The following is a 24,581-nucleotide window of genomic DNA, read 5'->3' on the forward strand; positions in this document are numbered from 1 at the left end:
TTCATATTGAGTAGCCCTTTTTACTATTGCACTTACGCATAAGTTTTATTTGCAGATATATAGTATGTTGTAACTTTACTGTTATATACTTTGTATTGAACTTTTAACTGATAATCTTTCATTATTATTTAATTTCATGTTAATTTCACAAAAATAATTACACCCACTAATGAATGTACTTACTTCCAAAATCTCCACCATGATTTCCTTTTTGCTGCCGCTATTTCTTCCTGGGCTAACACAATAGTACATTTTGCTTCTTGAATCTCTGACCATCTTCATAAGATTATCGTCTCTTAGCTCTAACCTCTTTTCTATCCTTTTTTCAAATAACTGTACAGGTATAGCGTAATATTGGTTGTTTTTTAAATCCTCGAAAACGTTCCCTTTTTATCGAAAAAAAGACTTGCATAAATGCAAGTCAAATATAAATTATGGACTTTCCTTATATAAAATCACTTAAAAAATTTCATATCACTTATGCGTTTGGAGATGGAAATCTTGCAGCTTCAAAATGCGTACTATTTTCTACATTAGAAATAACTCCAGCTACACTACTTTGTGCAAAAATCTCGACTATATCCCCTGCATTTAACTGAATGATTGATGAAACAGCAACAACATTAGCAAAGTTTATTGGACCAAAAAAATCATTATCTATTGCAATTGCCGGATTTCCATTAACTCGAATTTCTACCCGCGCTCTATAGTTTGTGTTTAGATTATTGGGAATGAACGCAATGGTCCCAATAACAGAATAAACACCTCTTGTCTTTGGAATGAAAATTGATGTAGCTGGATTATACTCATTTGCTAAATCAAATTGTTCATTTTGGAATAAAACTTTAACAAATGTATTTGCTGGTACATTTTGATTAACTGCGCTCACAGCTCTAAAAGCAGATGCTCTTACAAGATTATATTGGTTATCATCAGAACAACAATTTACTTTTACATTAACCCAAGGTTTCTCCGCATGCTTTTTATCACATTTTTCATAATTCTTATTGCTTCTATGACAATCATGATATTTCTTTTTGTAATCCTTACAATGATTACAGTAGTAATAAGACATACTAAATTCCTCCTTTTAATTTATTACTACATACTATGTAAGATAGATTAGTAAAGTTTGGACAATCTATTACTATTTTTAATAGAATTAAAAAAGTTCCATCAAAAGGTAGATTAGTGAAACAATATAACATGTAAAGCAGAAAAACCTCATTTAAACCTATCTATATCAACACCATTTATACATATAGATTGTTATCTTTAGAATAAGCAGTTAGCTTTTGCTAACTGCCCTTTTATATGAATTAAAATAGTCACTTGAATTAGAAAAATCAGATTACATCCTATAACTTTTTTCAGACTATTTCATATTCCATTTTTGAAAAAAGTGCTCTGTTTTACTGGAGTTGTTTGATGATTGTAAAAAGAACCACCTTTTTATTTATGACAAAATAAAATTTTTTATAAAAGACACACAATTAACAAACATAACTACATATGATATATTGTATCCTCTCTTTTTAGATTGAATAATCTTTACAAAAGGGCACTTTCCTAAGTGCTCTTCTAATTACATACCAAATAGCTTTTTTGTTTAAAATAATCGCCACAGAACAATTGGACACATTTCCCAATTTATTTACCTCTAAATCCATGTTAGAATCGCTTGTGAGTATGACATAACTTATCCTAGTCAGGCACTGTAACATTTCATGCAAGGCTTCTTTTTTCATCAAGCCGTTAGTTAATTGTACTGACTAGCTTGACGTACGAAGTAACGTTTTTGTTCATTTTCTTGAAATTCATATATTTTTATACTCAATAATTAGTTATACTATTAAAGTTCCTAACAGTTATTATTATGAAATCGACAATTGCAATAACTTTACTTCCAACATAATAATACTTCTCGATTTCCCCCCCTTGAAGCGCACCTTGGGGTTGATTCAATTTTAATAAAGATTTTGTTTCAAAATTGCACCACCATTAAAAACATACATACAATATCGTGTATTCTTTTTCAGTGTATGTTTAAATGAAAGAGCACTTTTCAGGGCACTCTTTTATTTTTAAAAGGATTTTGTTTAAAATATAAAAATAAAAACATATTTAGTTAAACCACTCATATATTTTTTATAGTGTTGTTATTGGCATCATGGAGTGCTCTTAAGGCACTCCTATTTTTTTGCTTACTAAATAACTAATTTGTTAAAATGAACACTTTATATTTTATAATTAAAATTTTTCAATATAAATGCAAACTGTAATTTTTTTCTTTAGAGCTATATCAATATAAAAAATCACTGTACAGTGTCTTTTCTTTATGCAGAAGTAAGCAAAAAAACTTTATAAAAGAACGCCAATTTATATAAAGTAAGAACAAACGTCATTTTATTTGGGTAGGAATTGCACTTGCATAGCAACGGCATTGACTTTAGCCGTATTTCAGAAAAGTATATTCCTTCTATCACTTCAATCAAAAAAGCCAAATTCTAATGCGTGACTATACAATAGAAGAATTTCTTATTGTTTTACTAGAACATATTAAAGAATTTTGGTATTGACTTAGAAGACAAAACAAGTTAGCTCGGCTGTCTTAGGACAAATTCGTTAGCTATCAAAAGTAATGATTCACCGAGAAGCCCTCACTTTAAACAGTCCGTTAGGATGTTAAGTGGCAGGTAGCTCCCGAAAGCATTATCTACTCAAATGTCCATTTTATTCAATAAAAAGAAAGCACCTGTGCTAGTAGGGACTCCCTTAATGTGATAAGTAGTTTTCAATAAGCATTGAAATAAAATAAATTACAAACCTGCAAGCCTGTCCTTCTATTCAATATATGCTTGTCCTTCCCAAAAAGTAAAAACAAAAGAGAGCACTCTCACAATAAGTGCTCTCTTTTGAAAAAAATAGGGGAACAGGTTGGAAACCGTTCAATATCATTATATGATGATTTTCCCCAACTATAACTAATATATCCATTAAAAGCGTTTAATGTGTAATTTTTATATAACAAAGAAAAAAGCATCAGGTATAGATGCTTTCCTTATCTATACCTGCACAACTCTTTGGACATACAAAACCTAAAAAGAGTCTATTGAGATGCTGTCTGTTATCTTTTCTCTTTTTTTGCATTTGCAATTATAATCAGTTATTGTGCATTCTGCCCTATTGTAATTGCAAAAAGCTAAAAAATCCGAAAAGACCGCGAGACTTTTTTGAAAAAACGATCTGCAGTCATATGATCTTTTCTTTTTTATTAGTAAAAGTTGATTGTATCCCCATCCCCTACTGACTCAGAGATACGACATAGATATTCCTCATTCCCTTAACTTTACATATGTTTCATCAAATCTTCAGGAATTTCTTCTTAATCTAAAATGGATATTGGTTAAAGCTTTTTCCATAAATCAATGCTTACTTACTTTATTTTTTGCATATAAAAGGTTAAGAAGCTGCATATATTCATCTTCTTGTCCAATATCAAATCGTTTACCCTCAATCATTTTTCCATATACTTTTTTAGTCATAATTAAAGAATGTATCGCATCTGTTAATTGATATTCCCCCCCAACACCAGGTTGAAGCTTTTTTAATAATGGAAAGATATCCGGTGTGAAAACATATCTACCAATTACTGCGAGATTAGATGGAGGGTTTACTTTTGGTTTTTCAACAATATTTGTAACATCTATACAATCTTCTCTTACAATATTCCCTTCAATAATACCATACTTTTCTACACATTCATTTGGTACCCTATGAATGCCTATTACACTATTTTTCTTCTCTTTATAAATTTTAATTAACTGGCTTAAAGCGTTTTCTTTATCAGAAACTACAATATCATCTGGTAAGAGTACAGCAAAAGGTTCATTACCAATAAATGTTTCACCTAATTTTATTGCTTCACCAAGCCCTTTCGCATATGGCTGTCTTATATAATGAATTTGAATCTTAGGAACAGTAAGCTCTTTTAACAGATGAGATTTTTTCTCTTTTTCCAAAAAAGCCTCCAATTCTAATGATTGATCAAAGTAATCAACTATTAAATCCTTTCTGCTAGAAAGTACAATTAATATTTGCTCAACACCTGACTTCACAGCCTCTTCCACAATATAATGAATTGCCGGTTTATTACCTATAGGAAACATTTCTTTTGGAATTACCTTTGTAATTGGAAGGCTCCTCGTGCCGTAACCAGCTGCTGGAATAATTGCTTTTTTAATCACTAATCTCTCTCCTTTAATTGTTTATAACAATGTATTCAGCACCCTCTGTACCTGCGCATAATGAAATTAAAAGAGGCCTTTACCTTCTGCCTACTTTCATTGCTTATATGAATAGGCCCTTTTACTTGTCACCAATTCAACTTGTCCATCAATATACTGTTACAACTAGTACTAAGTTTAGAAAGGTGATTAGTATATGAAGATATGTATTATAGGCTCTGGTTATGTTGGTATTACATCAGCAGCAGTATTAGCAGACTTAGGTCATGATGTTATATGCGTAGATAAAGATCAAGATAAAATTTACTCTCTCCAAAAGGGAGAATGCCCCATTTATGAACCAGATTTAAAAGACCTTATTCATAAAAATCGAAAACGATTACAATTTAGTTGTGATATTGATAGCACTATTCGACAATCGCCCATTATTTTTATTGCTGTAGGAACTCCTTCTACATCAAGTGGAAAGACGGATTTAAAATATATCTATTCTGTTATCGATCTACTAGTTCCAGCTATAACATCATATAAAACTATTATTACCAAAAGTACAGTTCCACCAGGTACAAATCAGCAAATATGTGAAAAGCTTATTAAATCTGGTGTTTCATCATCCTTATTCAATATTGTTTCTAATCCTGAATTTCTTCGTGAAGGTTCTGCTGTTCGTGATATGCTCAACCCAGATAGAACTATTATAGGAACCCAAAAAGGTGACAAAAAGTCGTTAAAAATTATGCAGAATATATATAAAGGAATTAGTGCTCCTTTCGTTTGTACTGGTCTAAATGAAGCAGAGATGATTAAATATACATCCAATGCATTTTTAGCTACAAAAATATCATTTATAAATGAAATCGCTCGGATTTGTGATGCATATAACATTGACATTGTTGAGGTGGCAAAAGGAATTGGCCATGACTTTCGAATTAACCCTCATTTTCTTCAGGCGGGAATGGGATATGGAGGATCATGCTTTCCAAAAGATTTACATTCACTCATCTATACAGCAAGTGATAAGCACGTAGCGGTTCCTATTTTACAAGCTGTACAATCCATTAACTCCACACAAATAGACCTCTATGTTGAAAAGATTCAAAAAGCTATAAAAAATCCCTTTTCAAAAAAAATAACGGTGTTAGGAATTGCATTTAAGCCAAATACGGATGATATTCGTAGCTCCCTTGCCGTAATACTTCTTGAAAAATTAATTCCTCATGGCTATGATCTACATGCTTATGACCCCAAAGCTCTTCTTCCTCCACATTTAAAAAGACAAGTTACACAGCATGATAACCTAGAGTCTTCAATCACAAATTCCGATTGCATTATTATCGCAACGGAATGGGATGAATTTAAAACACTTAATTGGAAACAAGTCAAACAAGTTATGAAGGGACGCACAATCGTAGATGGACGCAATTGCATTGAAAAAGATGAAATAGAAAAATACGGATTACAATATATTGGAGTGGGTCGGTCATGAAAATACTTGTAACAGGAGCCGCTGGTTTCATTGGCTCACATTTGTGTCAAGCGTTACTTAAAAATAGTGCATATCATGTAGTTGGAATTGATCATTTCATCGGTCCTACTCCAGCCACTTTAAAGACAGATAATATACAATCTCTCGAATTGAATTCACGTTTTCAATTCATACAAGAAGATATTTTAAATATAGATTTATCAAAACTATTACAAGATATAGATGTTGTTTATCATCTAGCTGCTATTCCTGGTGTGAGAACAAGTTGGGGAAAAGATTTTCAGTCTTATGTTTCAAATAATATAATAGTTACACAGCAGTTGCTTGAATCCTGTAAACACATAAAATTAGATAAATTTATTCATATATCAACATCTTCTGTTTATGGTGAAAAATCTGGCGCAGTTTCTGAAGATTTATTACCTACCCCCCTATCTCCATACGGAGTTACCAAATTAAGTGGTGAACACTTATGTCATGTTTATCACAAAAATTTTCATATACCAATTGTTATTTTAAGATATTTTACAGTTTATGGGCCAAGACAACGTCCTGATATGGCATTTCATAGATTAATTAAACAACTGTTAGAAGATAAACCTCTCACAATATTTGGTGATGGAACACAAACACGCGATTTCACCTATATTGATGACTGTATACGAGGAACGGTGGCAGCTTTAGAGACAAAAAAAAGTATAATAGGTGAAGTTATCAATATCGGCGGAAAAGAACAAGCTTCCATTTTAGACATCATTTCTATTTTAGAAAAAATATCAGGGAAATCAGCAACCAAAAAATTTCTAAAATCAGTTCCTGGGGAACCGAAGCAAACATGGGCAGATATATCTAAAGCCAATACATTACTGCAATATTCTCCAACAGTTTCTCTATCCGATGGGTTGGAAGCAGAATTTCATTATATAAAACAACTATACAAAGGAGATTAGTTTATGAAAATTGCATATATATGTACAGAAAAATTACCATCTCCAGCAATTAAAGGTGGAGCAATTCAAATGATGATTGATGGGGTGTCCCCCTATATAAGTCAAGATTATGAACTTACTATTTTCTCTATTTCAGATCCAAGTCTTCCAAATCAAAAAACACAAGATAATGTCAATTACGTATATTTACCTCAAAAAGAATATGAACAGCATGTTATAAGAACACTCCAAACCAATACCTTTGATATTATACATGTCTTTAATCGCCCTAAAAATATACCTCTATATAAACAAGTTTCCCCACACAGTAAATTTGTATTAGGTCTTCATAACGATATGTTTGCTGAGCATAAACTATCCATTTATGAAGGCAATCTTATTCTTGAAATGGTTACCGCCATTGTGACCGTTAGCAACTACATTAAACAAACTGTGATTAAAAGATTTCCACAAGCTGAAGAAAAGATTTCTATTGTTTACTCTGGTGTAAATTTAAAACAATCCCCCTCCATCTGGACACCAACAGGTCAAAAGATAAGAAATGCATATCGTACAAAATACGGTATCCAAGATAAAAAGGTGATTCTATTTGTTGGCCGATTATGCAAAAATAAAGGACCTGACTTACTCATTCATGCTATGAAGAAAATTATTCAAACACATAAGGATACGGTACTTGTAATTGTTGGTGGTAAATGGTTTAGTGATAACCGAGTAAATAAATATGTTAAAAGGCTATATAAAATGGCTAGGCCAATTAAAGAACACGTAATTTTCACCAAATTTATTCCTGCAGATCAAATTCATAATATTTTTCTAATGGGGGATATATTTATATGTAGCTCACAATGGAACGAACCATTGGCACGTGTTCATTATGAAGCAATGGCTGCTGGAATCCCAATTATTACAACAAACCGTGGGGGAAATGCTGAAGTTATAACAGATGAATATAACGGCTGCCTAATAGAACAGTATAATAATCCAATGGAATTTGCCAGACTTGTCCACGCTTTGCTATCCCAACGAGAATTTGCACAATGGATTGCTGAAAACGGAAGAAAGGTTGTAGAAGAAAACTTTACATTTAAACATACAGCCACAAAACTTGATCAGGTATATAAACAAGTCGCTGAATCTACAAATCAACCTTCTAAAAACTTATTACGCCCTCTCAAAATTCAAATCATTTAAACCACCATTATTATCCACTTTGTTTAGGTCCACAAACTTTAAACATAGAGCTAAATAGAATTAAATATTTTTGATACAAATACACTTTTCTTTCTGTACAAATTTTTTTATAGGATAAACTCGATGGAGTAAGAATGCTGCGTTAATCTTTTCCACGTTTCTTTAACCAGATGATTTAATATAGCAAGGAAACGATAAAATACAAAATGACTACAAATAATTGTTCTCGCAATTAAGATTTTTTATCCTTGATTCGGCCAAATGAAAATTTATATACCTTATCGATTAATATGGATTGCATCTCCTTTCCTTGTGAAATTTCTGTACTATAAAATAAAAATATAGGCTAATGCCTACCTAGGGTCAACCTATTCCTATATTTAGAGGTTCACATTTTCACCTATTATATATGTAGAGGGAAAAAAACGCTTGGGGAAACCAAGCGTTTTTAAGTATCAATTATTTTATGCGTCTTCTTCTTCGCCCTCTTCGTCTTCTTCGTCTTCTTCGTCTTCTTCGTCTTCTTCGTCTTCTTCGTCTTCCTCGTCTTCTTCGTCTTCCTCTTCTTCTTCGTCTTCCTCGTCTTCTTCGTCTTCCTCTTCGTCTTCGTCTTCTTCGTCTTCTTCGTCTTCTTCGTCTTCTTCTTCGTCTTCCTCTTCGTCTTCTTCCTCTTCGTCTTCTTCTTCTTCTTCTTCTTCTTCTTCCTCGTCTTCCTCTTCGTCTTCTTCTTCGTCTTCTTCTTCCTCGTCTTCCTCGTCTTCCTCTTCGTCTTCTTCTTCGTCTTCCTCTTCTTCCTCTTCGTCTTCTTCCTCGTCTTCCTCGTCTTCCTCTTCTTCTTCGTCTTCTTCTTCCTCGTCTTCCTCTTCTTCTTTTTCGTCCTCCTCTTCATCTGTAAAAGTAATTTCTGTTTCATCAACATATTGAATTTCAACCTCTACACCATTATGCGTGCCTGATTGTATTACTTCAGCTAGAGATTTTAGAACTTCTTGTAAATCATCACCAGGATTAACACTAAAGCCATTCTCAACATCTAGTTTTATTTTTGCTCTTTTCACATCAGCCATTTACCTAACTCCTTTCATATAGATTTATATATACTATGTTGAAAGAGTATAAAAAGTTTAATATATTTGCGGAAGTTTCATTAATCGTTCTCCTTAGCTTTATCTACCAATTTTGATACCCATGGACCTTTTAATGGATGATCCGGAGTAATAATAGTGACTTTTATTTTTGGCTTTTCTATTTGCGTTAAAACGATCTCATTTAATTCCTCACTTTGTTCTTCCAGCTCTATAACATCTTGAATCTCTTTATCTTGTACTTCATCAATCATTGTAGTTTTTGGTGGTAACTTCTCTTCTAAATCTAGCAATCCGATTTTGGGTAACTCCTCTAATTCCACTTCCTTAATAATCGCTAAATTCTCTAGTACCGAAGATTCATTTAGTACAATATTTTTTTGCTGCTCATACTCTGACAATTCCCATCCCATTGGCCCAGGTGGAGAAAATACAAATTTCTCTAAATCTAAAATAGGGATTACTATCTCTTCTTGTTCTGAACTCATTTTATTTCCCCCCACCATTGCTCTTGATTTCATGATAAATATCAGAAAAATTTCGTAAAAATTCTTCCTTAGAATCTTCAAGTGCAATAATATTTTGCAATGCCCAAATATACTTTTCGTCAGACCACGAACGCTTTTGTCCTAAATAGTATTTATGTGCAATTGAACAGAATAAGTGAGGAAACGATAAATCAGTCCAAAGAACACGAAATTGTTTTTCTGAAAAGGAATTTTCCGAATTATATGCACTCAACATATGAATAGCTAAATTAGTATCCCAAACTGACATTTTTTTCATTACTTTATTTAAAATAATACGTAGGTCCCTCACTGGTAAATCACTTGTAATAGAATGTAGCTCTTTCATAAACATAGCATCATCTATTTCTGTAAACCTCGCTAAGGTAAAATCTTGCTGACAAAAACTATTAGATGCAATAACTTCTTTTGTCCATTGGTCATAATATGGATCATTTAGTTCTTGTAATGCTTTCTTTCCACGTGCTAACATCTTATCAACATACTCTAAAAACATAGTTGAAAATACATCATCTGGAAAGGAAAGTGCAATTCTTTTGTTTCCTTCTAACTCTTGTAATTTCCATCTGTATAATTTATGCCATTTTCCTAATCGACTCCGAATTTTACTTTCTTTCATCGGAATATATCCTTCCGATGCTTGATGGAATTTACCTGCATATATTAGTACCTTCTCTAATTGTTCTTTATTATAATAAATGACTTCTTTCCCTTGATGCTTATCATATAGTACATACGCATACTCATTAGATCCAATACAAAAGCCACCTCTTTTTGTTTTATGAATTTTTGTAATTGGCAATCCATTTTGAAGGAGATGTAAATGTGCTCCAGCAATAAATAGCATCCTTTTGGGGTGCATTTGTGCTTGTTTTAATATTTTTAATCCTTCTTCTGTTTCAACTTCCCACATTGTTCTCCCACTTCTGCTTGATTGTAAAATAATATTACTTATTTCAAATGGATAAAAGCTAAGGACCTTTTTTAAATGTTCACTCTCTAATCCAGTTGTTTCTTCCACCTTTGATCATCCCCTTCTTAAAATTTATAAGATTTCCCCATACACTTTCATTAAATCCATAGCAACTCGGTTCCAATTAAATTCTTTTTCAACCTTACTACGTCCATATTTCCCTAACTGTTTTCTTTTATTTTCGTTATTTAAAAGATTAATTATCTTTTCTGCATATGCATCAGGGTTTTCAAAATCATTGACAATATATCCATTTTTTCCTTCTTCAATTACTTCCGGATTACCACCTCGGTTACTCGTAATTATTGGTAAACCTGCTGCCATTGCTTCGTAATGCACCCTAGCAAGGGGCTCTTGCCACTGTGAAGAGCAAACAAAAATATCTGACATAGCATAAAGTGTTGAAATATCCTTTGGCTTGACAAATTTAATAAAGACTACATGTTCTGGAAACATAGCGCCTAAGGTATATAAGTGTTTTACATAATTATTTACATTGTTATCTCCAAACCATTTTGAACCAATAAAAACCATTACTATGTTTGGATTTTGCTCAATTATTTTAGGAAGAGCTTGTAGCAAAATATGAGGACCTTTTACTTTACTCAAGCGTCCAACAAATAAAACTATTTTTTTATTTTGTAAATCCAACTGTTTTTGCACATGACTTTTAACTTTTGTTCCATTCACAGTCCACGAAGGATAGTACTCATTTACATCTACACCAGAATATACTGTTCTCGTCTTTGCTTTTGCGGCTTGAAAGCGCGAGGTAATTGTTCTTCCTATATAATCACTAACTGTTACAATTTTTGAAACAGCTGCAATACATGCTTCTCCCTCTTCATCACTTATCTTTTCATATGCAAACATTTCATTATGCACACTTAACACGAATTTCGTCTGTGGTGCTGCCTCACTTAAAATTGTAATCCAATTTGGACGATTGCATAAATGAACTACATCATATTTTACCTGTTTCAAATGTTTAATAACATAAGGGAGATATTCCTCTTCTGGAAACCGTAAATACCTTACGCCTTTGTTTTTTTCTTCTGGTTTCAAATTTGGATCTGTTATAGAAATAACTGTCACATTTTTTCCATTTGAAGCAATAATGGAAGCAACAGAATCTATATAAATTTGAATAGCTCCACCTCGTACAGCTGGTACAGGTAGCTTTTCAGTCGAAATTATGGCTATTTTCATTAAAGCGCCTCCCTGTTTCATAAAAATACAACCTTCTTTATATGTTACGAAAAAAACTTTGTGTTTGTGATTTATCGACCATTTTTTCATCCTTTATTATGAAAATTAGTCAATAGTACTTTTTCTTCTTAAAGGCAAATGGCTAGAACAAAAATGGTCATGTACCATACAGTAATAAGAGAGTATAAAAGGATGGTGATATATGTGGAGAATAACAACGAAGAAGCGGTGTATACATTATCGCCCGAAGAGGAACAAAAACTAGTAGAATTGGCAGCGACAATGGTTCAGTATTGGGATATTCAAGCAACTACAATCGAATTAATACAAGGTGGACAACTGGCCTTAGTATGGAAAATTCAAACTGCAGATGGACCATTTTGCTTAAAGAGAATTCATCGCCCCGAAAAAAAAGCTCTATTTTCCATTCACGCTCAAGATTATCTAGCCAACAAAGGCATGCGTGTTCCGAGCATAATCCCAAGCAAATTGAATCAGTTGTATACAAAGCACGGTCCATTTTTATTTGTCGTTTATGATTGGATTGAGGGAAGACCATTTGAGCTTACAATGCAAGAAGATCTTGAAATGATTATGAAAGGGTTAGCAGATTTCCATGTAGCCTCTATTGGCTATAAGCCCCCACCAGGGATACCTATATTCACCAAACTAGGACGTTGGCCCAATCATTACATTAAAAGATTTCAGCAGATGGAGATTTGGAAAACCTTATCTGCAACTATGCCAGATGATCCATTTTCACAGCTATATTTGGCTGAAATTGATGCGTTTATTTTAGAAGCAAAACAAACGCACCAAAGACTATTGGAATCTGAATATACTAAATGGACTGACGAATTACAAGCATCCCCAAATTTATGTCATCAAGATTATGGAACAGGAAATTCCTTATTAGACCCAAGTAATCAGATTTGGGTAATTGATTTAGATACGGTTTCTTTCGATTTACCTATTCGAGACTTGCGTAAAATGATTATTCCTCTATTAGATACAACTGGTGTTTGGAATGAAAATCAATTTCAAATTATGATTAACGCATATGAGTCAGTTTCTCCTTTAACAGCTGAGCAGAAGAAAATTATGTTTATTGATATGTTATTTCCATACGAATTGTATGATGTAATTCGCGAAAGATATGTTAGAAAGTCGCCTTTACTTGCTGATGAACTTGCTGGGGCTATGGAATATGAAAGGATTAAGTCAAAAGCTTTAAATATATTAATAGAGGAATTTTAATACGCAATACTAAGAGTTCTAGTGTAAAAATTACCATTATTATTAATAAAGAAAATAGTTTTGTTGCATGCATCATTTTATAGTGACATAGAACTTATAAAGACGGTTCTGGTGCAAAAAGAAAATAAAGCGCATAGATTCCTAACGTTGTTCTTAACTCTTTCGGAAGAACAATCCGCCCTAATTCATCTATTCTTCGTGTAACACCTGTTGACTTTATGTTAACTTTTATTTTTAGTTATTACTCACATATGAACAAGCGGATTAAATGATGCGTTTCCGGTATCATCTGCATGCAATATTACAATTAGGACTTTGTGTTACAATGGAACCAAATCACGCTATAAGCATTAGCGGACATTAAAAACGACGAAAATGACTAAAATTATATAGATTTTTGGGTACACAAATGATTTTTGACCGCACGCTTCTCGTTTTTTGATTTCAGAATGTCCTATAAGGATCATTAGCTGACATCATAACACTCAAAATCGGTCTTTTATATCCACTAATATACGAAATGAATATTCGCTAATACTTAATGTAAGTTTTGGTTCCGTTGCTACACAGACAACTATATCCTATCTAATGACTGTGGTTGCATTGTCAAACACTAAAAGTTAAACATCTATTTATATTATTTCAGTGATTTTATTTCCTCGTATCCCCTCATTCTCTTGTGAATTTTCTCTTTCTTCATGCCAGCTTTGTCCATGAACTCAACAGCTTTAATCTTTCGCCTTCCATTCCTTGCTTGTTATCCTCTTTCATGTACCAAGCATTAGAATTGAAACATTTGAGATTACTGTTTCCTTAACCGCAAAGAAAACGCTAAACTTCATATATACTTTTGAGGATGTTATGTAATACTAATTGGTTTTTATGATCATTATTATACATAACGCTACCGGATGAGCTTTGGACCTTAATACTTGCATATGTACTATTAAAGTAAGAATGCGGTACGCCAGCTTCTAATTTGATTTTCAGCTCTTCTGCTGTTTTATTATAATCTACTTTTGCAATCTCTCGATCACTATATCCTTTTAATGACCATGCAAATTGTTTTCCATCTAGAATTGTTGTCTCGGGCATTTTTTCAACTTTCTTTAATCCCTCTTTTGTAACCTGATACCTTGCTGTCTTTCCAATAGTCTCATTTTTGTTATTTTCAAGATTCGTTAATGTTGCACGTGTATTTTCCTTTACTGCGTCTCCTTCTACATGAGTTAATTCAATGTAATCCCCCACTTTTACAGACACAGTTTGGGTTTCGGTATTTTGTTGTCTATTCCCCACGATTTCCTTATTGTATAATACGCCACCCGATGAGTTTTGGACCTTAATACTTGCATATGTGCTATTGAAGTAAGAATGTGGTACACCAGCTTCTAATTTGATTTTCAGCTCTTCTGCTGTTTTATTATAATCTACTTTTGCAATCTCTCGATCACTATATCCTTTTAGGGACCATGCAAATTGGTTCCCTACTAAAATATCAGAATTTCCATTTGTAATTTCTACTTTTTTCACTTCAGTTCGATCAAATATGTCTGTTAATGTAATTTTAGCATAAGCCGTTTGAGGCAATTGCATAGTTTGGCTTACTTCAGTTTGGTAGGACTTAATATTATCAATTACTTTCAAAGGTTGTCCCATTAACTTTTCATTGTCATAGATTTCGATTTTCCCTTTAAACTGTGGGGTACTTTGTTCTTTCAATTTCCAAGACACATTTAATTTTTCAGCTTCAAAACTAATATTTTGAATATCATAATCTAAATTTCCCATTTCTGGTTGACTAGGCTGATTTATATTAAAAGTTTTTCCAGTACCAATCGTTGATTGAGTATTTCCTCCTGCCTTCACCCATATATATTCTAAAGTTGCTCCTCCATCGTATTGATAAGATGTATCATGTTGCCCACTGATACGCTGATGATTCCAAGAATTCCATTGTTTATCTGAAACTTTTCTACTGTATCCATTTTTCAGGCGTGCTTCTCTTACATCTTGTCCATTACCAGCCCAGTCCTCTTGGAACTTCGATAGACCATAGTTAAATGCATCATTCGCAACTGGATGGTCCATAATAGCAACTAACTTCCATTGATTTAACTTATTATCTTTTATCCACTGGCCAAACTTCGTATGACTATCTTCTTGCCAAGAACGTAGAGTCATTCGATACCATTCACTATCTTTCCAATTATAAGTTGTTTGTACCTTTAGACCTGTTCCTTCTCCACCAAATCTACTGGCTTCTGAAGTCGGCGATAAATATTCAGCTTTTATTGCTTGATTTGATGCTATTGGATCCCAAAGCGCAAAGTGAAGGGTTCGTTTACCGAATTGATCAAAACCATTTTGTTGTTGGAAGCCCGCATAACCACCACCCTCTCCCCCCTGATTCCAGTTATGCACAGCCCAATACGTATAAGGTGCTGTTTGGACTGGTGACCAGTCTATGCTAATAATATCTGAAGTAGCAGTATTTTGTGGTGTTACATAAACTGATGGGGCATGAGATCGGGTTGCTGCCTCTGTACTAGAAATTGGTGCTCCATACATTGAAAACATGGTACAAGCCATTGAAACCATAACAATTTTCTTTATTTCCCCCCTTGTTTTTACTTTAAACATAACTTCCTATCTCCTTTTAAATTATTTTAGTTACATTGAATAATAACCTTATATATCCCTTTAAACAAATTATGTAATAAAGTAACATTAACTTTAAAATCTAGATATATTTAATGTTTTTTTCACTACTATTACTAATCAAATTATAGTTTTTTGTATTAAAATCGTATGATTTAGGACTAAATATAAAATTTCATAAATATGTAGTTTTAGATATTTATGATGAAAGACCCACTAAATAACTTAATTGATTTTATGAAAGATTTCCTTCCATTATTGATTACACTATTAAACCTAGGATTATTTACCGGAAAAATGTTATGTAAACTTTGGTTTGCCGATTAGACAAAATAATTTATCAATTTGCTGATATCTTATCATTAGTTAGAAAGAGCCTACTTAAAAACGTAGACTCCTTTAGGTATCTAAACATTACATATATAACAAACATAAAAAAATAACATCGAATTCTTCTGTTAGTTTATTTAATATTTAATGACGTAGATAATGTATTCCAAGGTGCATTTGTAGATGTATTTTGATATTTAAATTGCCCATTTTGCTGTCCTGAAGCATCCCATTTATATTCCCATCCATCCACTGTTCTATCCCTATTTATATCAATCATCTTAGAATCTACTTTTTTTAGTTTTTGACCACTCATTTGAGCAATTGGATTTCTACCATATCCCATTTCATTTGTATAAATGTATAAATAGCTCCCTCCATGATCTTTAACTGTACTTAAATTATTAGGACCAATAAATTCAACCCCGCCTAATTGAGATTCAACTTTTACCACATCTAATGATGTTAATGGTGGTGCAGGTGCTGCGGATACATCCGTCGCTAAGCCAACTGTTGCTCCCACTATTAATGATGAAACTCCTAAAATCATTCTTTTTAGCATACACTCATCCTCTTTATATTTAGTACAAATTGATTCTATCATAATAATTTCATACATTTCCTTCCCTTAAAAAGAGTTAACAAAAAGTACCTAATTACATATGAAATTGTGCATATTCATTGCATTTTTACTATTTACACTTACTACTAATCCTACTACAGCATAATTGCTTCTCTATCTTGATTGACTTAATACATTTTGCCTCGTTTCAAGCTGGTTTTTGTAAGTGCTAATAAATCGTGCGTAGTTCGGTGTCTTAACAAATAAAGAATAGAGTTGCAAATCCAACTCTATTTAAGTCGGCTTTTCCTCTAGCATTATAAGCAAGATCCACCACTTGCATCGATTAACTCACCAGTTATCCAACGGCTGTCTGATGAAGAAAGAAAACCTACAATATCAGCTATATCATTAGGTTCTCCCCACCTATTAAAAGTCGATAAACCTGCGATATATTTTTGTCCATCTCTATTCCCCAATGTCTCAGCGTTCATTTCTGTATTAATTATAACCGGGAGAATTGCATTTACTGTAATACCACGGGCACCAAGTTGTTGGGCCAAAGTATGAGTGAGTGTATTAATTGCCCCCTTAGATATACTGTAGGCAAAAACACTTGGGGAGGCTACCCGTGTGACAAAAGACGAAATATTGATAATCCGACCTCCATCTTTTAAACGTGGCAAAGCTTTTTGAATAATGAAAAATGGAGCTTTCACATTAATATTCATAACCTTATCAAAAGACTCCTCTGTAGATTCCTCTAACGTTAAAATCTGCCCAATTCCTGCATTGTTTACAAGGATATCAAATGTAGTATCGTCTATATATTTTTGAAGAGATTGATCCATTATTAATACCGTTAAAGGTACTTAAGTCTGCACTAATCGCAAATGCGGAACCGCCATCTTGTTTAATTTGATCCACTACATTTTCTGCTTCTTCTTTTCTTTTACTATAGTGAACAACGACTAACGCACCAGCCTGTGCCAAATGTAAGGCAATGCTTCGACCTATTCCTCTACTAGCTCCTGTTACTAATGCAATTTTCCCCTTCAATTTATTCATCTCTTCATCCCCTTGCTTAAAAATTCTACTTAGTTATATCACAAGATACCCTTTGAAATGTTGCTCTCTCATTTGGTTTCCTTAAAGAACCTAGATAGTATTGTTACTAATTTTCTTTTGATGATATAGTGCCCTATGTCCGTTAAGCTAGGAAAGTGAATGCCAAAAACTAAGAAAATTATTAGGTTAAGATTGTAGTACCTGAAAAATATTTAGTTTCTAAACCCTTGTTAAATAGCTACGATGAGCAATTATACTAAACTAAGAATGAAAAAAGGATCTGATATGAATATCAAATCCTTTTTTACTATATATAATTATTTCGCAGCTTCTTTTTATTCTTTTCTAGCTTTAAATGCCGGTGCTTTAGAAGCGTTAATTCTAATTGTTTTAACATACTTATATATAATTTTAACGAATTGGATGTTGAAATTATTACATTCCAAGAAGTCCTTTACTCTTAGAATCGACAATTCTCCATTACCTTAGGCTTGCTCTACGTCCCCTGTAGGGATTTTTTCGATAAACTAACATACATCTTGTACGCTTTTTGAACCTTATCTCTACTATTTTGTATCCAGTTCAATGTTAAATCTTTTATCAACATAGAAATCCTTTTAGTATTTTGAATTTTTTTATGCATAAAAAAAGACACCTTTAAGGTGTCTTCCTCCAAATTAATAACTGCATGTTATATCATAAACTTTCTCAATAATTATTAATTTAATCTTTACTTTTAAATATATCCTTTTAACATATTTTTTGAGAAACGATTTGGATATAGAGCAATAAGCATTTCATATGGACTTCCTTTCCAATAGCATTTTAACGGTGTCCATAATTTTTGTTTTATTAGCCATTTTTGATTAAATACTTTTAATAGCTGTTTTTCATCCAATTTTTCTTTCTCTTCAATAGTCCACCTTAACGCCTCTAATGCTTTACGTTTAGACCAATATCCAACAGGAGTAACTCTAAATTCCCATTCTTTAAAACGGTCTCTATATAAATCATTAATCATTCTAAACGGACTATTCCCCCAGATTATTTGACATGCTGATGCTAATCCATGGGTCTTTAACCATTTTATATTGTATATATCAAGTAATTGTTTAGGGGTTAATCTCTCTTTTTCTTCAATGGTCCATTTCAATGCTTCTAATGCTTTTTCTTTAGTCCAGAAGTTATTAGGAGTCATGCCAAATTCCCATTCTTTAAAACAGCCTGGATAAAGATCATTAATCATTGCATACGGGCTACTATTCCAATACATAGCCAGAGGTGCACTAAGCTTATTTTTTTTCAACCATTTTTTCCCGTATAATTCTAAGAGCTTTTCTTGTGAAAGACCCTCTTTTTCCTCAATAATCCATTTCAAAATTGTTAATGCTTTTTCTTTAGTCCAAAAATTTAAAGGAGTCATACCAAATTCCCATTCTTTGAACTGATTTGGATACAAATCATTAATTGCTTTAAAAGGGCTATTTTCATACCTATGTTTGAGTAATCCTCGTAGCCTATACTTTACAAGTAATTTTGTGTTCCACTTTTTTCTTATGTCTTCCTTATTCCATTTTAAAATACTGTTAAGCAAATATGTTAATACCCTCCGCGCCATTTTATTATCTATATCTTCTTTCCATGTATTTGGAGGAAATCTAATTCTTTTTCCATCTAATATTTCCTGATAAATATCTTCTATAGAAACCTCTTTTTTTAACAATATATAAATCCTCCTACAGTTTGTATTAATATTTATACACTATCATCAGCTTCAATCAATATATCTATATTAAAAAATATAATTAAAATACCCATTAAAATCAACAAGAAAATTATTTTTTAAAAAATTTCTAATAATTAACCAAGTGAATATTTATTTTAATTTTCTAATTATTAGTTTATACTAAGTTAGTATTATTATATTTATATATAAGGAGTGTATTCGTATGGAGAAGATTAGTAAAAGCGATATTATTCGTACTGTTCCCCAAAGCGGTTTTTTCGGACACCCTAAGGGACTGTTTACCCTATTCTTTACAGAGTTTTGGGAGCGATTCTCTTACTATGGGATGAGAGCAATATTACTTTACTATATGTATTATTCAATCTCACAAGGTGGTTTAGGGATGGATCATGCGACCGCAGCGTCAATTATGGCCATCTATGGATCTCTCGTTTACATGTCTGGCATTATTGGTGGCTGGATTGCAGATCGTCTACTAGGTTCAAGTAGAACAATTTTTTGGGGTGGAGTTTTAATTATGATAGGTCACTTGATTTTAGCACTACCAGGAACTATAAGTACTTTATTCATATCTATGGTGTTTTTAGTACTTGGTACAGGTTTATTAAAACCTAATGTATCTAGCATTGTTGGTGATTTATATAGTGAAACAGATACTCGACGTGACTCAGGTTTCAGTATTTTCTATATGGGTATTAATTTAGGTGCGCTTTTATCTCCTTTTGTTATAGGAACACTTGGTCAAAAGTATAACTTCCACCTAGGCTTTGGTGTCGCTGCAATTGGTATGCTATTAGGTTTAATTATTTTCGTTCTTACAAAAAAGAAAAATCTTGGTTTAGCAGGAACACAAGTACCAAATCCTTTAACAGACATCGAAAGAAAAAAAGTTATTATACAGTTTAGTATTGGCACAATAGCTATAGTATTATTTTGTATTTTAACGATACCAACAGGTATTTTAACTATTAATCGATTCACTTTATTAGTAAGTATCTTAGGTATTCTCATTCCAACTGGTTACTTTATTTTTATGTATCGTAGTCCGAAAACTACAAAAATTGAAAAGTCTCGTTTAATTGCTTACATACCATTATTTATCGCTGCTACAATGTTTTGGGCCATTCAAGAACAAGGAGCTATCATTTTAGCTTCATATGCTGATCAGCGTACTCAATTAAAGTTGGCCGGGTTTGAACTTCAATCTTCATGGTTTCAATCATTAAACCCTATTTATATTGTTTTGTTAGCACCAGTATTTGCTTGGTTATGGGTAAAGCTTAATTCACGTCAACCAAGTACGGCTAATAAATTTGCTATTGGTTTATTATTTGCTGGTTTATCCTTCTTAGTTATGATTATCCCTGCATATATACATGGTACAGAATCCCTTGTAAGCCCTATGTGGTTAGCGATTAGCTTCCTGTTAGTAGTAATCGGGGAACTTTGTTTATCGCCTGTAGGTTTATCAATTACAACCAAATTAGCACCAGCTGCCTTCTCTGCTCAAACAATGAGTCTGTGGTTCTTGACTAGTGCAGCTGCACAAGCTATAAATGCTCAAATAGTTCGATTATATAATCCTGAAACAGAAATTATTTATTTCGGTGTAATTGGTGGCCTTTCAATCATTTTAAGTGTAATTTTATATTTTATGGCCCCAAAGATTCAAGTTTTAATGAAAGGCATAAAATAAAAAAAACTGTGCTAAAAACTTGTTATAATGCAAGTTTTTATGCACAGTCTTTTTGAATAACTATACAGTTTTTTATATATAAATAAATTAATAATAATTATTTATGGTAACTCAAACCTACTATATAGTATTATAGAGCTATTTGCTTCTAATATTACTCCAGTTCTTATAGGGAAAAATATAAATCCCTGATAGAATATATAATAATTCCATATAAGGTGCTGCAATAAATTCAATAGAGATTTGACTAGCATTATTATATTATTTAAAATTACACTCTCTTTATTATTTCATAAATTTTTGGGTTTGATATAGATTCATTACGTTAGAAAGTATACTAATTACATACCTTCTCACGTAATTCATTCTCAAGTGTTCTTTAAATAGGAATTTAACGAACACTTGAAGAGATGGTTGAAATGAGTTTGAGTAATCAGATAGCATATTTTTATCGTTTTCCGACAGAAGACTCCTTCCTCAAAAATGTGAAGGTGTGAAACACCAATTTTAGGTGGGAGATGAATGTCGGTTGGCATAAGCCAACATATTTGCTATCATTTACTTGTACAGATTGCTCTTCGAAAACTGAAGATATGAGGTTGGTTGCAGAAAAACGTTGCAACCGTAAAATCTTCAACGTTCTATCTCCCCACGCTTCTCAAAATTGCGAAAACCAAGCTAAAGTAGGTAGTGTGGTGAGTCAGCGTACAAGATACTTATGTTCTCACCGTAGGGACTGCGGGTAGAGCCTGCTAAGATAACTGGTGGATACACCGGTGTTCGCAGGAATCTCCCACTTCAAACAGTCCGTTAGGACGTTAAGTGGTGAGTAGTTCAACTATTAATCATTTCACGATAAGAATTAATAATAAATTCTGCTGCATATCCTCTGCACACGTGGTCTAGAGCATACATTTTTTATATTTTGGTGCAAAATGAAAAGTTTCCTCTAATTCAATATTCTCTTTTTTACTTTTAAATTAAAATATTCCAAAGTAACCCTCATTAAACTGCAATTATAAATGTAGGGTTCTACTTACATTTATGATTTATATAAATAATCTGATTTACTAACTTATCTATATCTTGACTTAAACTTAGCACCTGCTGATGTCTAAATCCATATTTATCTACTAGTTTAATTAATTCTACTTTCTTGTCTTCAATTAATTTTTGTAAGTTTCTCATCTCCATATCTATTAGAACTCCTTTTTTACGATTTAGCAGTTAAATTATAGTATAGATATAAAAATAAAGAAACTGGAATTTTTGGTAATCGAAAGAAAAAATTCAGATGTGTCTAAAATATATTAAAATTATATATATGCATAAATGCATTTAAATTCTTCTATAATAATGTTATAATGGAATTAACCAAGAAGCATCCAACAAATTATGATTAATCACTACATTTTCTTTCAGAACTAGTCAACATATAAAAAGACACTATATATAGTATAGTGTCTTTTTATATACTCTATAATATTATTTGAACATAAATATGTTTATGTTCAAATAATATTACTAAAAAAACTTTAACAAAGGGTTGTACCACATCCCTATGTAGCTAATAAAAGACAAATAAACAAAAGGATATATCTTACCATATTTGATGGAAAAGACATATCCTTTTGTTAAAACCCTACTCTTATCGATTTCTGTTATCATTAAGTTTTAATTAAACTTAATACCACACTCTAATCGATCACTGTTATCCTTAGGATTTAATGTAATTGGCTTTACAATGTACTCCATTATATTCACCTCCTTTCACTGAAAGTATATTTCAACTTTCTTATTAACTAGATTGTTTAATAACCTCAGTTTCCGGTACTTTTTGTTTATCGATAGGATTTTTTATGTAATATCTATATAATCTATCTTTGATATTATATTTTAATTGGTCACATTCAAAATCTTGTTTTTCTATACTTAGTTCTGGGCATCTTCCTTTACAAAGAGGCATAATATTACATGTCTTGCATTTGTTTGGCAATTCCCAATTCATCCATTTTGTTAAGGTTTGTAACGAAGTAATGCCTTCTGCTAAATTTCCTACTCTTAATTTTTTATTTCCAACTTCATGCCAGCATTTAAATAAATCACCATAGGCATCTACAACAAAAGAGTTATTATCTACAGCTTGACAAACCCAACCACCACGATTTCTAGGATAAAGATTTCCCATATTGAAGCCAATCTTATCCGCATATTCAATCAAATCTGTCTCCCATTTTGCAAATTCCCTTGTTACTAAACAGGATTCACTAATAGATTGACAAATGTCATTGTATGCCCCTACTGGAGCAAAATACACGGAAACTTTGTTGTTTAATCCTTGGTTCATTAGGATAGGAAATAGCTTATAGACATCTGCAACGTTTTCCTTTGAAACATTTACTCGAATTCCGACTTGTATAATGTCTTGTATTTCTTTAATATTATTTAAAATTTTATTGAAAGAACCTTGCTTATTTCTTAAGATTCTAGTCACATCATGCGTCTCTGGGCCACCATCCAATGTAATTTGTACATATTTAACATTATTCTCTTGGACTAAATGTTCTGCAATTTTTCTATTAAGTAAATATCCATTTGAAACTATTTTAGCTCTATATTGTATATTTTTTTCTTTGCATATTGCTAATATATACTTTGACATTCTATCTATAAGATCTTTTTTTAATAATGGTTCACCACCATACCATGTAACAGAAAATTCAGTCTTATTTTTCAAGTTATTTTGAATGAAGTTTTTCAAATCTTCTTCTTTTTGTCCCTCAATATATTCATCTACATGATCCTCATAACAATATGGACATCGAAAATTACATTGTAATGTAGTTGCTATGGTTAAACCTAAATATTCACTTCCAAAACGGCTTTTATTAGTTAAATAATGGTAAACACCGTATTCATCTAAAGAATTTTCTACTATAAAACCAGCCCTAGTTAATTCTTCTAAATGTAAATTAGGAATTTCATTATAGTCTCTTTTGCTAATTTTTTTTATAGTATCCTTATATTCATCAGAAATTTTAACGAACGCTCCTGTATGGCTATTATATAGAAAATTAATATTATCTCTTTTGAAAGGTACATTAAATTGTGATACCTTATACAAAATTATTCCTCCATTCTTTTCGTATCCATATTACTAAAATGATGCAATTACTTATGTCTTGTAATATTAATTAATTGTTAAAATCTATTTTTCACTAATAACTTAACACAGGTATAGTAGCAAATGAATTAAGAATATATATACTGAATGTTTAGTATATATATATAAACCTATTATGATAGTGTAAATAATTCGTTTCTATTGGATTATGTTGCTACATTTTTAGAAGCAGCAAAAAAAGTGAATGAGTCAGAAAATCCTAAGAAATCTATAGTAAAATCAAGTAACTTGCTTTGCAAGTCAACCGTTAATCTTATAATAAATAGAAAAAATCCCTAACCATTGTTTTGGATATTGTTAGGGATTTTTTCTATTTATATTTTGTATTAATCCACGTTGTCAGCAAATTAAAGATCGCATGGTTTTACAAAACATAAATATGTTGGAGTTCGTATTAAAGGATAA

15 protein-coding genes and 5 pseudogenes are annotated in these 24,581 nt (G+C 32.0%); 6 read left to right on the forward strand and 14 right to left on the reverse strand.

The window, feature by feature from the left end; all coding sequences use genetic code 11:
• Positions 1 to 179: 179 nt before the first annotated feature.
• Together ACTFRM_RS21045 and ACTFRM_RS21050 are read right to left on the reverse strand one after the other, a co-directional pair.
• A pseudogene (locus ACTFRM_RS21045) lies at positions 180 to 327 on the reverse strand (DUF3967 domain-containing protein); the annotation flags it as partial.
• Between the two features lie 151 nt (positions 328 to 478).
• A complete protein-coding gene (locus ACTFRM_RS21050; RefSeq protein WP_440043559.1) occupies positions 479 to 1,075 on the reverse strand; it encodes an ABC transporter permease in 597 nt (198 codons plus the stop codon).
• Between the two features lie 1,343 nt (positions 1,076 to 2,418).
• On the opposite strand from ACTFRM_RS21050, the pseudogene ACTFRM_RS21055 reads away from it, so the two are divergent.
• Positions 2,419 to 2,576 (forward strand): annotated as a pseudogene (locus ACTFRM_RS21055) (DNA repair protein); the annotation flags it as partial.
• An 849-nt stretch (positions 2,577 to 3,425) separates the two neighbouring features.
• On the opposite strand, the gene galU reads toward ACTFRM_RS21055, so the two are convergent.
• Positions 3,426 to 4,247 carry a UTP--glucose-1-phosphate uridylyltransferase GalU gene (gene galU, locus ACTFRM_RS21060; protein ID WP_166695721.1) on the reverse strand — a complete coding sequence of 274 codons (822 nt, stop codon included), beginning with the start codon at positions 4,245 to 4,247 and terminating at the stop codon, positions 3,426 to 3,428.
• 196 nt (positions 4,248 to 4,443) lie between these two features.
• On the opposite strand from galU, the gene ACTFRM_RS21065 reads away from it, so the two are divergent.
• Genes ACTFRM_RS21065 through ACTFRM_RS21075 form a run of 3 tightly spaced genes read left to right on the forward strand, consistent with a single transcriptional unit; the run spans position 4,444 to position 7,877 of the window.
• Positions 4,444 to 5,733: a UDP-glucose dehydrogenase family protein gene (locus tag ACTFRM_RS21065; protein ID WP_166695722.1), complete on the forward strand. Its 1,290-nt coding sequence runs from the start codon at positions 4,444 to 4,446 to the stop codon at positions 5,731 to 5,733.
• A complete protein-coding gene (locus ACTFRM_RS21070; protein WP_087965556.1) occupies positions 5,730 to 6,683 on the forward strand; it encodes an NAD-dependent epimerase/dehydratase family protein in 954 nt (317 codons plus the stop codon). Before ACTFRM_RS21065 ends, ACTFRM_RS21070 begins: the two co-directional genes overlap by 4 nt.
• Before the next feature lie 3 nt (positions 6,684 to 6,686).
• Positions 6,687 to 7,877 carry a glycosyltransferase family 4 protein gene (locus ACTFRM_RS21075; protein WP_440043561.1) on the forward strand — a complete coding sequence of 397 codons (1,191 nt, stop codon included), beginning with the start codon at positions 6,687 to 6,689 and terminating at the stop codon, positions 7,875 to 7,877.
• A gap of 464 nt (positions 7,878 to 8,341) precedes the next feature.
• Here ACTFRM_RS21075 and ACTFRM_RS21080 read toward each other — a convergent pair whose 3' ends face one another.
• The 4 genes from ACTFRM_RS21080 to ACTFRM_RS21095 all read right to left on the reverse strand — a co-directional run bounded on the left by ACTFRM_RS21080 (position 8,342) and on the right by ACTFRM_RS21095 (position 11,671).
• Positions 8,342 to 8,944, reverse strand: a complete 603-nt coding sequence (locus ACTFRM_RS21080) for an AAA family ATPase (RefSeq protein WP_440043562.1) — start codon at positions 8,942 to 8,944, stop codon at positions 8,342 to 8,344.
• A gap of 80 nt (positions 8,945 to 9,024) precedes the next feature.
• Positions 9,025 to 9,450: a hypothetical protein gene (locus ACTFRM_RS21085; protein ID WP_440043563.1), complete on the reverse strand. Its 426-nt coding sequence runs from the start codon at positions 9,448 to 9,450 to the stop codon at positions 9,025 to 9,027.
• Between the two features lies 1 nt (position 9,451).
• On the reverse strand, positions 9,452 to 10,510 hold the full coding sequence (gene cotS / locus ACTFRM_RS21090) for a spore coat putative kinase CotS (RefSeq protein ID WP_166695725.1): 1,059 nt from the start codon (positions 10,508 to 10,510) through the stop codon (positions 9,452 to 9,454).
• 24 nt (positions 10,511 to 10,534) lie between these two features.
• A complete protein-coding gene (locus ACTFRM_RS21095) occupies positions 10,535 to 11,671 on the reverse strand; it encodes a glycosyltransferase family 4 protein (RefSeq protein ID WP_440043564.1) in 1,137 nt (378 codons plus the stop codon).
• Positions 11,672 to 11,824: 153 nt separating this feature from the next.
• On the opposite strand from ACTFRM_RS21095, the gene ACTFRM_RS21100 reads away from it, so the two are divergent.
• Positions 11,825 to 12,928, forward strand: a complete 1,104-nt coding sequence (locus tag ACTFRM_RS21100; RefSeq protein WP_440043594.1) for a CotS family spore coat protein — start codon at positions 11,825 to 11,827, stop codon at positions 12,926 to 12,928.
• A 136-nt stretch (positions 12,929 to 13,064) separates the two neighbouring features.
• Here ACTFRM_RS21100 and ACTFRM_RS21105 read toward each other — a convergent pair.
• From ACTFRM_RS21105 to ACTFRM_RS21125, 5 genes and pseudogenes are all read right to left on the reverse strand, one after another.
• Positions 13,065 to 13,148, reverse strand: a pseudogene (locus tag ACTFRM_RS21105) (sporulation protein); the annotation flags it as partial.
• Positions 13,149 to 13,813: 665 nt separating this feature from the next.
• Positions 13,814 to 15,571 (reverse strand): annotated as a pseudogene (locus tag ACTFRM_RS21110) (DUF3472 domain-containing protein); the annotation flags it as partial.
• Between the two features lie 481 nt (positions 15,572 to 16,052).
• Complete coding sequence (locus ACTFRM_RS21115; protein WP_440043565.1) at positions 16,053 to 16,538, reverse strand: DUF4879 domain-containing protein; 486 nt, start codon at positions 16,536 to 16,538, stop codon at positions 16,053 to 16,055.
• 260 nt (positions 16,539 to 16,798) lie between these two features.
• Positions 16,799 to 17,549, reverse strand: a pseudogene (locus ACTFRM_RS21120) (SDR family oxidoreductase).
• 736 nt (positions 17,550 to 18,285) lie between these two features.
• Positions 18,286 to 19,272, reverse strand: a complete 987-nt coding sequence (locus tag ACTFRM_RS21125) for a DUF4046 domain-containing protein (protein WP_166695728.1) — start codon at positions 19,270 to 19,272, stop codon at positions 18,286 to 18,288.
• 226 nt (positions 19,273 to 19,498) lie between these two features.
• On the opposite strand from ACTFRM_RS21125, the gene ACTFRM_RS21130 reads away from it, so the two are divergent.
• The gene (locus tag ACTFRM_RS21130; RefSeq protein ID WP_000411727.1) at positions 19,499 to 20,992 is read left to right on the forward strand and encodes a peptide MFS transporter; all 1,494 of its coding nucleotides are present in this window, start codon (positions 19,499 to 19,501) and stop codon (positions 20,990 to 20,992) included.
• A gap of 1,032 nt (positions 20,993 to 22,024) precedes the next feature.
• On the opposite strand, the gene ACTFRM_RS21135 is transcribed toward ACTFRM_RS21130, so the two are convergent.
• Together ACTFRM_RS21135 and ACTFRM_RS21140 are read right to left on the reverse strand one after the other, a co-directional pair.
• Positions 22,025 to 22,186: a Spo0E family sporulation regulatory protein-aspartic acid phosphatase gene (locus ACTFRM_RS21135; protein ID WP_440043567.1), complete on the reverse strand. Its 162-nt coding sequence runs from the start codon at positions 22,184 to 22,186 to the stop codon at positions 22,025 to 22,027.
• 604 nt (positions 22,187 to 22,790) lie between these two features.
• Entirely contained in the window at positions 22,791 to 24,116 is a 1,326-nt protein-coding gene (locus ACTFRM_RS21140; RefSeq protein WP_440043568.1) for a radical SAM protein, read from the reverse strand.
• Positions 24,117 to 24,581: the final 465 nt, after the last annotated feature.

It is taken from the genome of Bacillus cereus group sp. MYBK227-1, assembly GCF_051916325.1.
GTDB classification, from domain to species: Bacteria; Bacillota; Bacilli; order Bacillales; family Bacillaceae_G; genus Bacillus_A; species Bacillus_A cereus.

Excerpts from the sequence above, each read along its gene's own strand:
- ACTFRM_RS21080 (WP_440043562.1), bottom strand. The coding sequence starts at position 8,944 with ATGGCTGATGTGAAAAGAGCAAAAATAAAACTAGATGTTGAGAATGGC.
- ACTFRM_RS21095 (WP_440043564.1), bottom strand. The coding sequence starts at position 11,671 with ATGAAAATAGCCATAATTTCGACTGAAAAGCTACCTGTACCAGCTGTA.
- ACTFRM_RS21065 (WP_166695722.1), top strand. The coding sequence starts at position 4,444 with ATGAAGATATGTATTATAGGCTCTGGTTATGTTGGTATTACATCAGCA.
- ACTFRM_RS21115 (WP_440043565.1), bottom strand. The coding sequence starts at position 16,538 with ATGTATGAAATTATTATGATAGAATCAATTTGTACTAAATATAAAGAG.
- ACTFRM_RS21100 (WP_440043594.1), top strand. The coding sequence starts at position 11,825 with ATGGTCATGTACCATACAGTAATAAGAGAGTATAAAAGGATGGTGATA.
- ACTFRM_RS21130 (WP_000411727.1), top strand. The coding sequence starts at position 19,499 with ATGGAGAAGATTAGTAAAAGCGATATTATTCGTACTGTTCCCCAAAGC.
- ACTFRM_RS21075 (WP_440043561.1), top strand. The coding sequence starts at position 6,687 with ATGAAAATTGCATATATATGTACAGAAAAATTACCATCTCCAGCAATT.
- ACTFRM_RS21135 (WP_440043567.1), bottom strand. The coding sequence starts at position 22,186 with ATGGAGATGAGAAACTTACAAAAATTAATTGAAGACAAGAAAGTAGAA.
- ACTFRM_RS21050 (WP_440043559.1), bottom strand. The coding sequence starts at position 1,075 with ATGTCTTATTACTACTGTAATCATTGTAAGGATTACAAAAAGAAATAT.
- ACTFRM_RS21070 (WP_087965556.1), top strand. The coding sequence starts at position 5,730 with ATGAAAATACTTGTAACAGGAGCCGCTGGTTTCATTGGCTCACATTTG.
- ACTFRM_RS21085 (WP_440043563.1), bottom strand. The coding sequence starts at position 9,450 with ATGAGTTCAGAACAAGAAGAGATAGTAATCCCTATTTTAGATTTAGAG.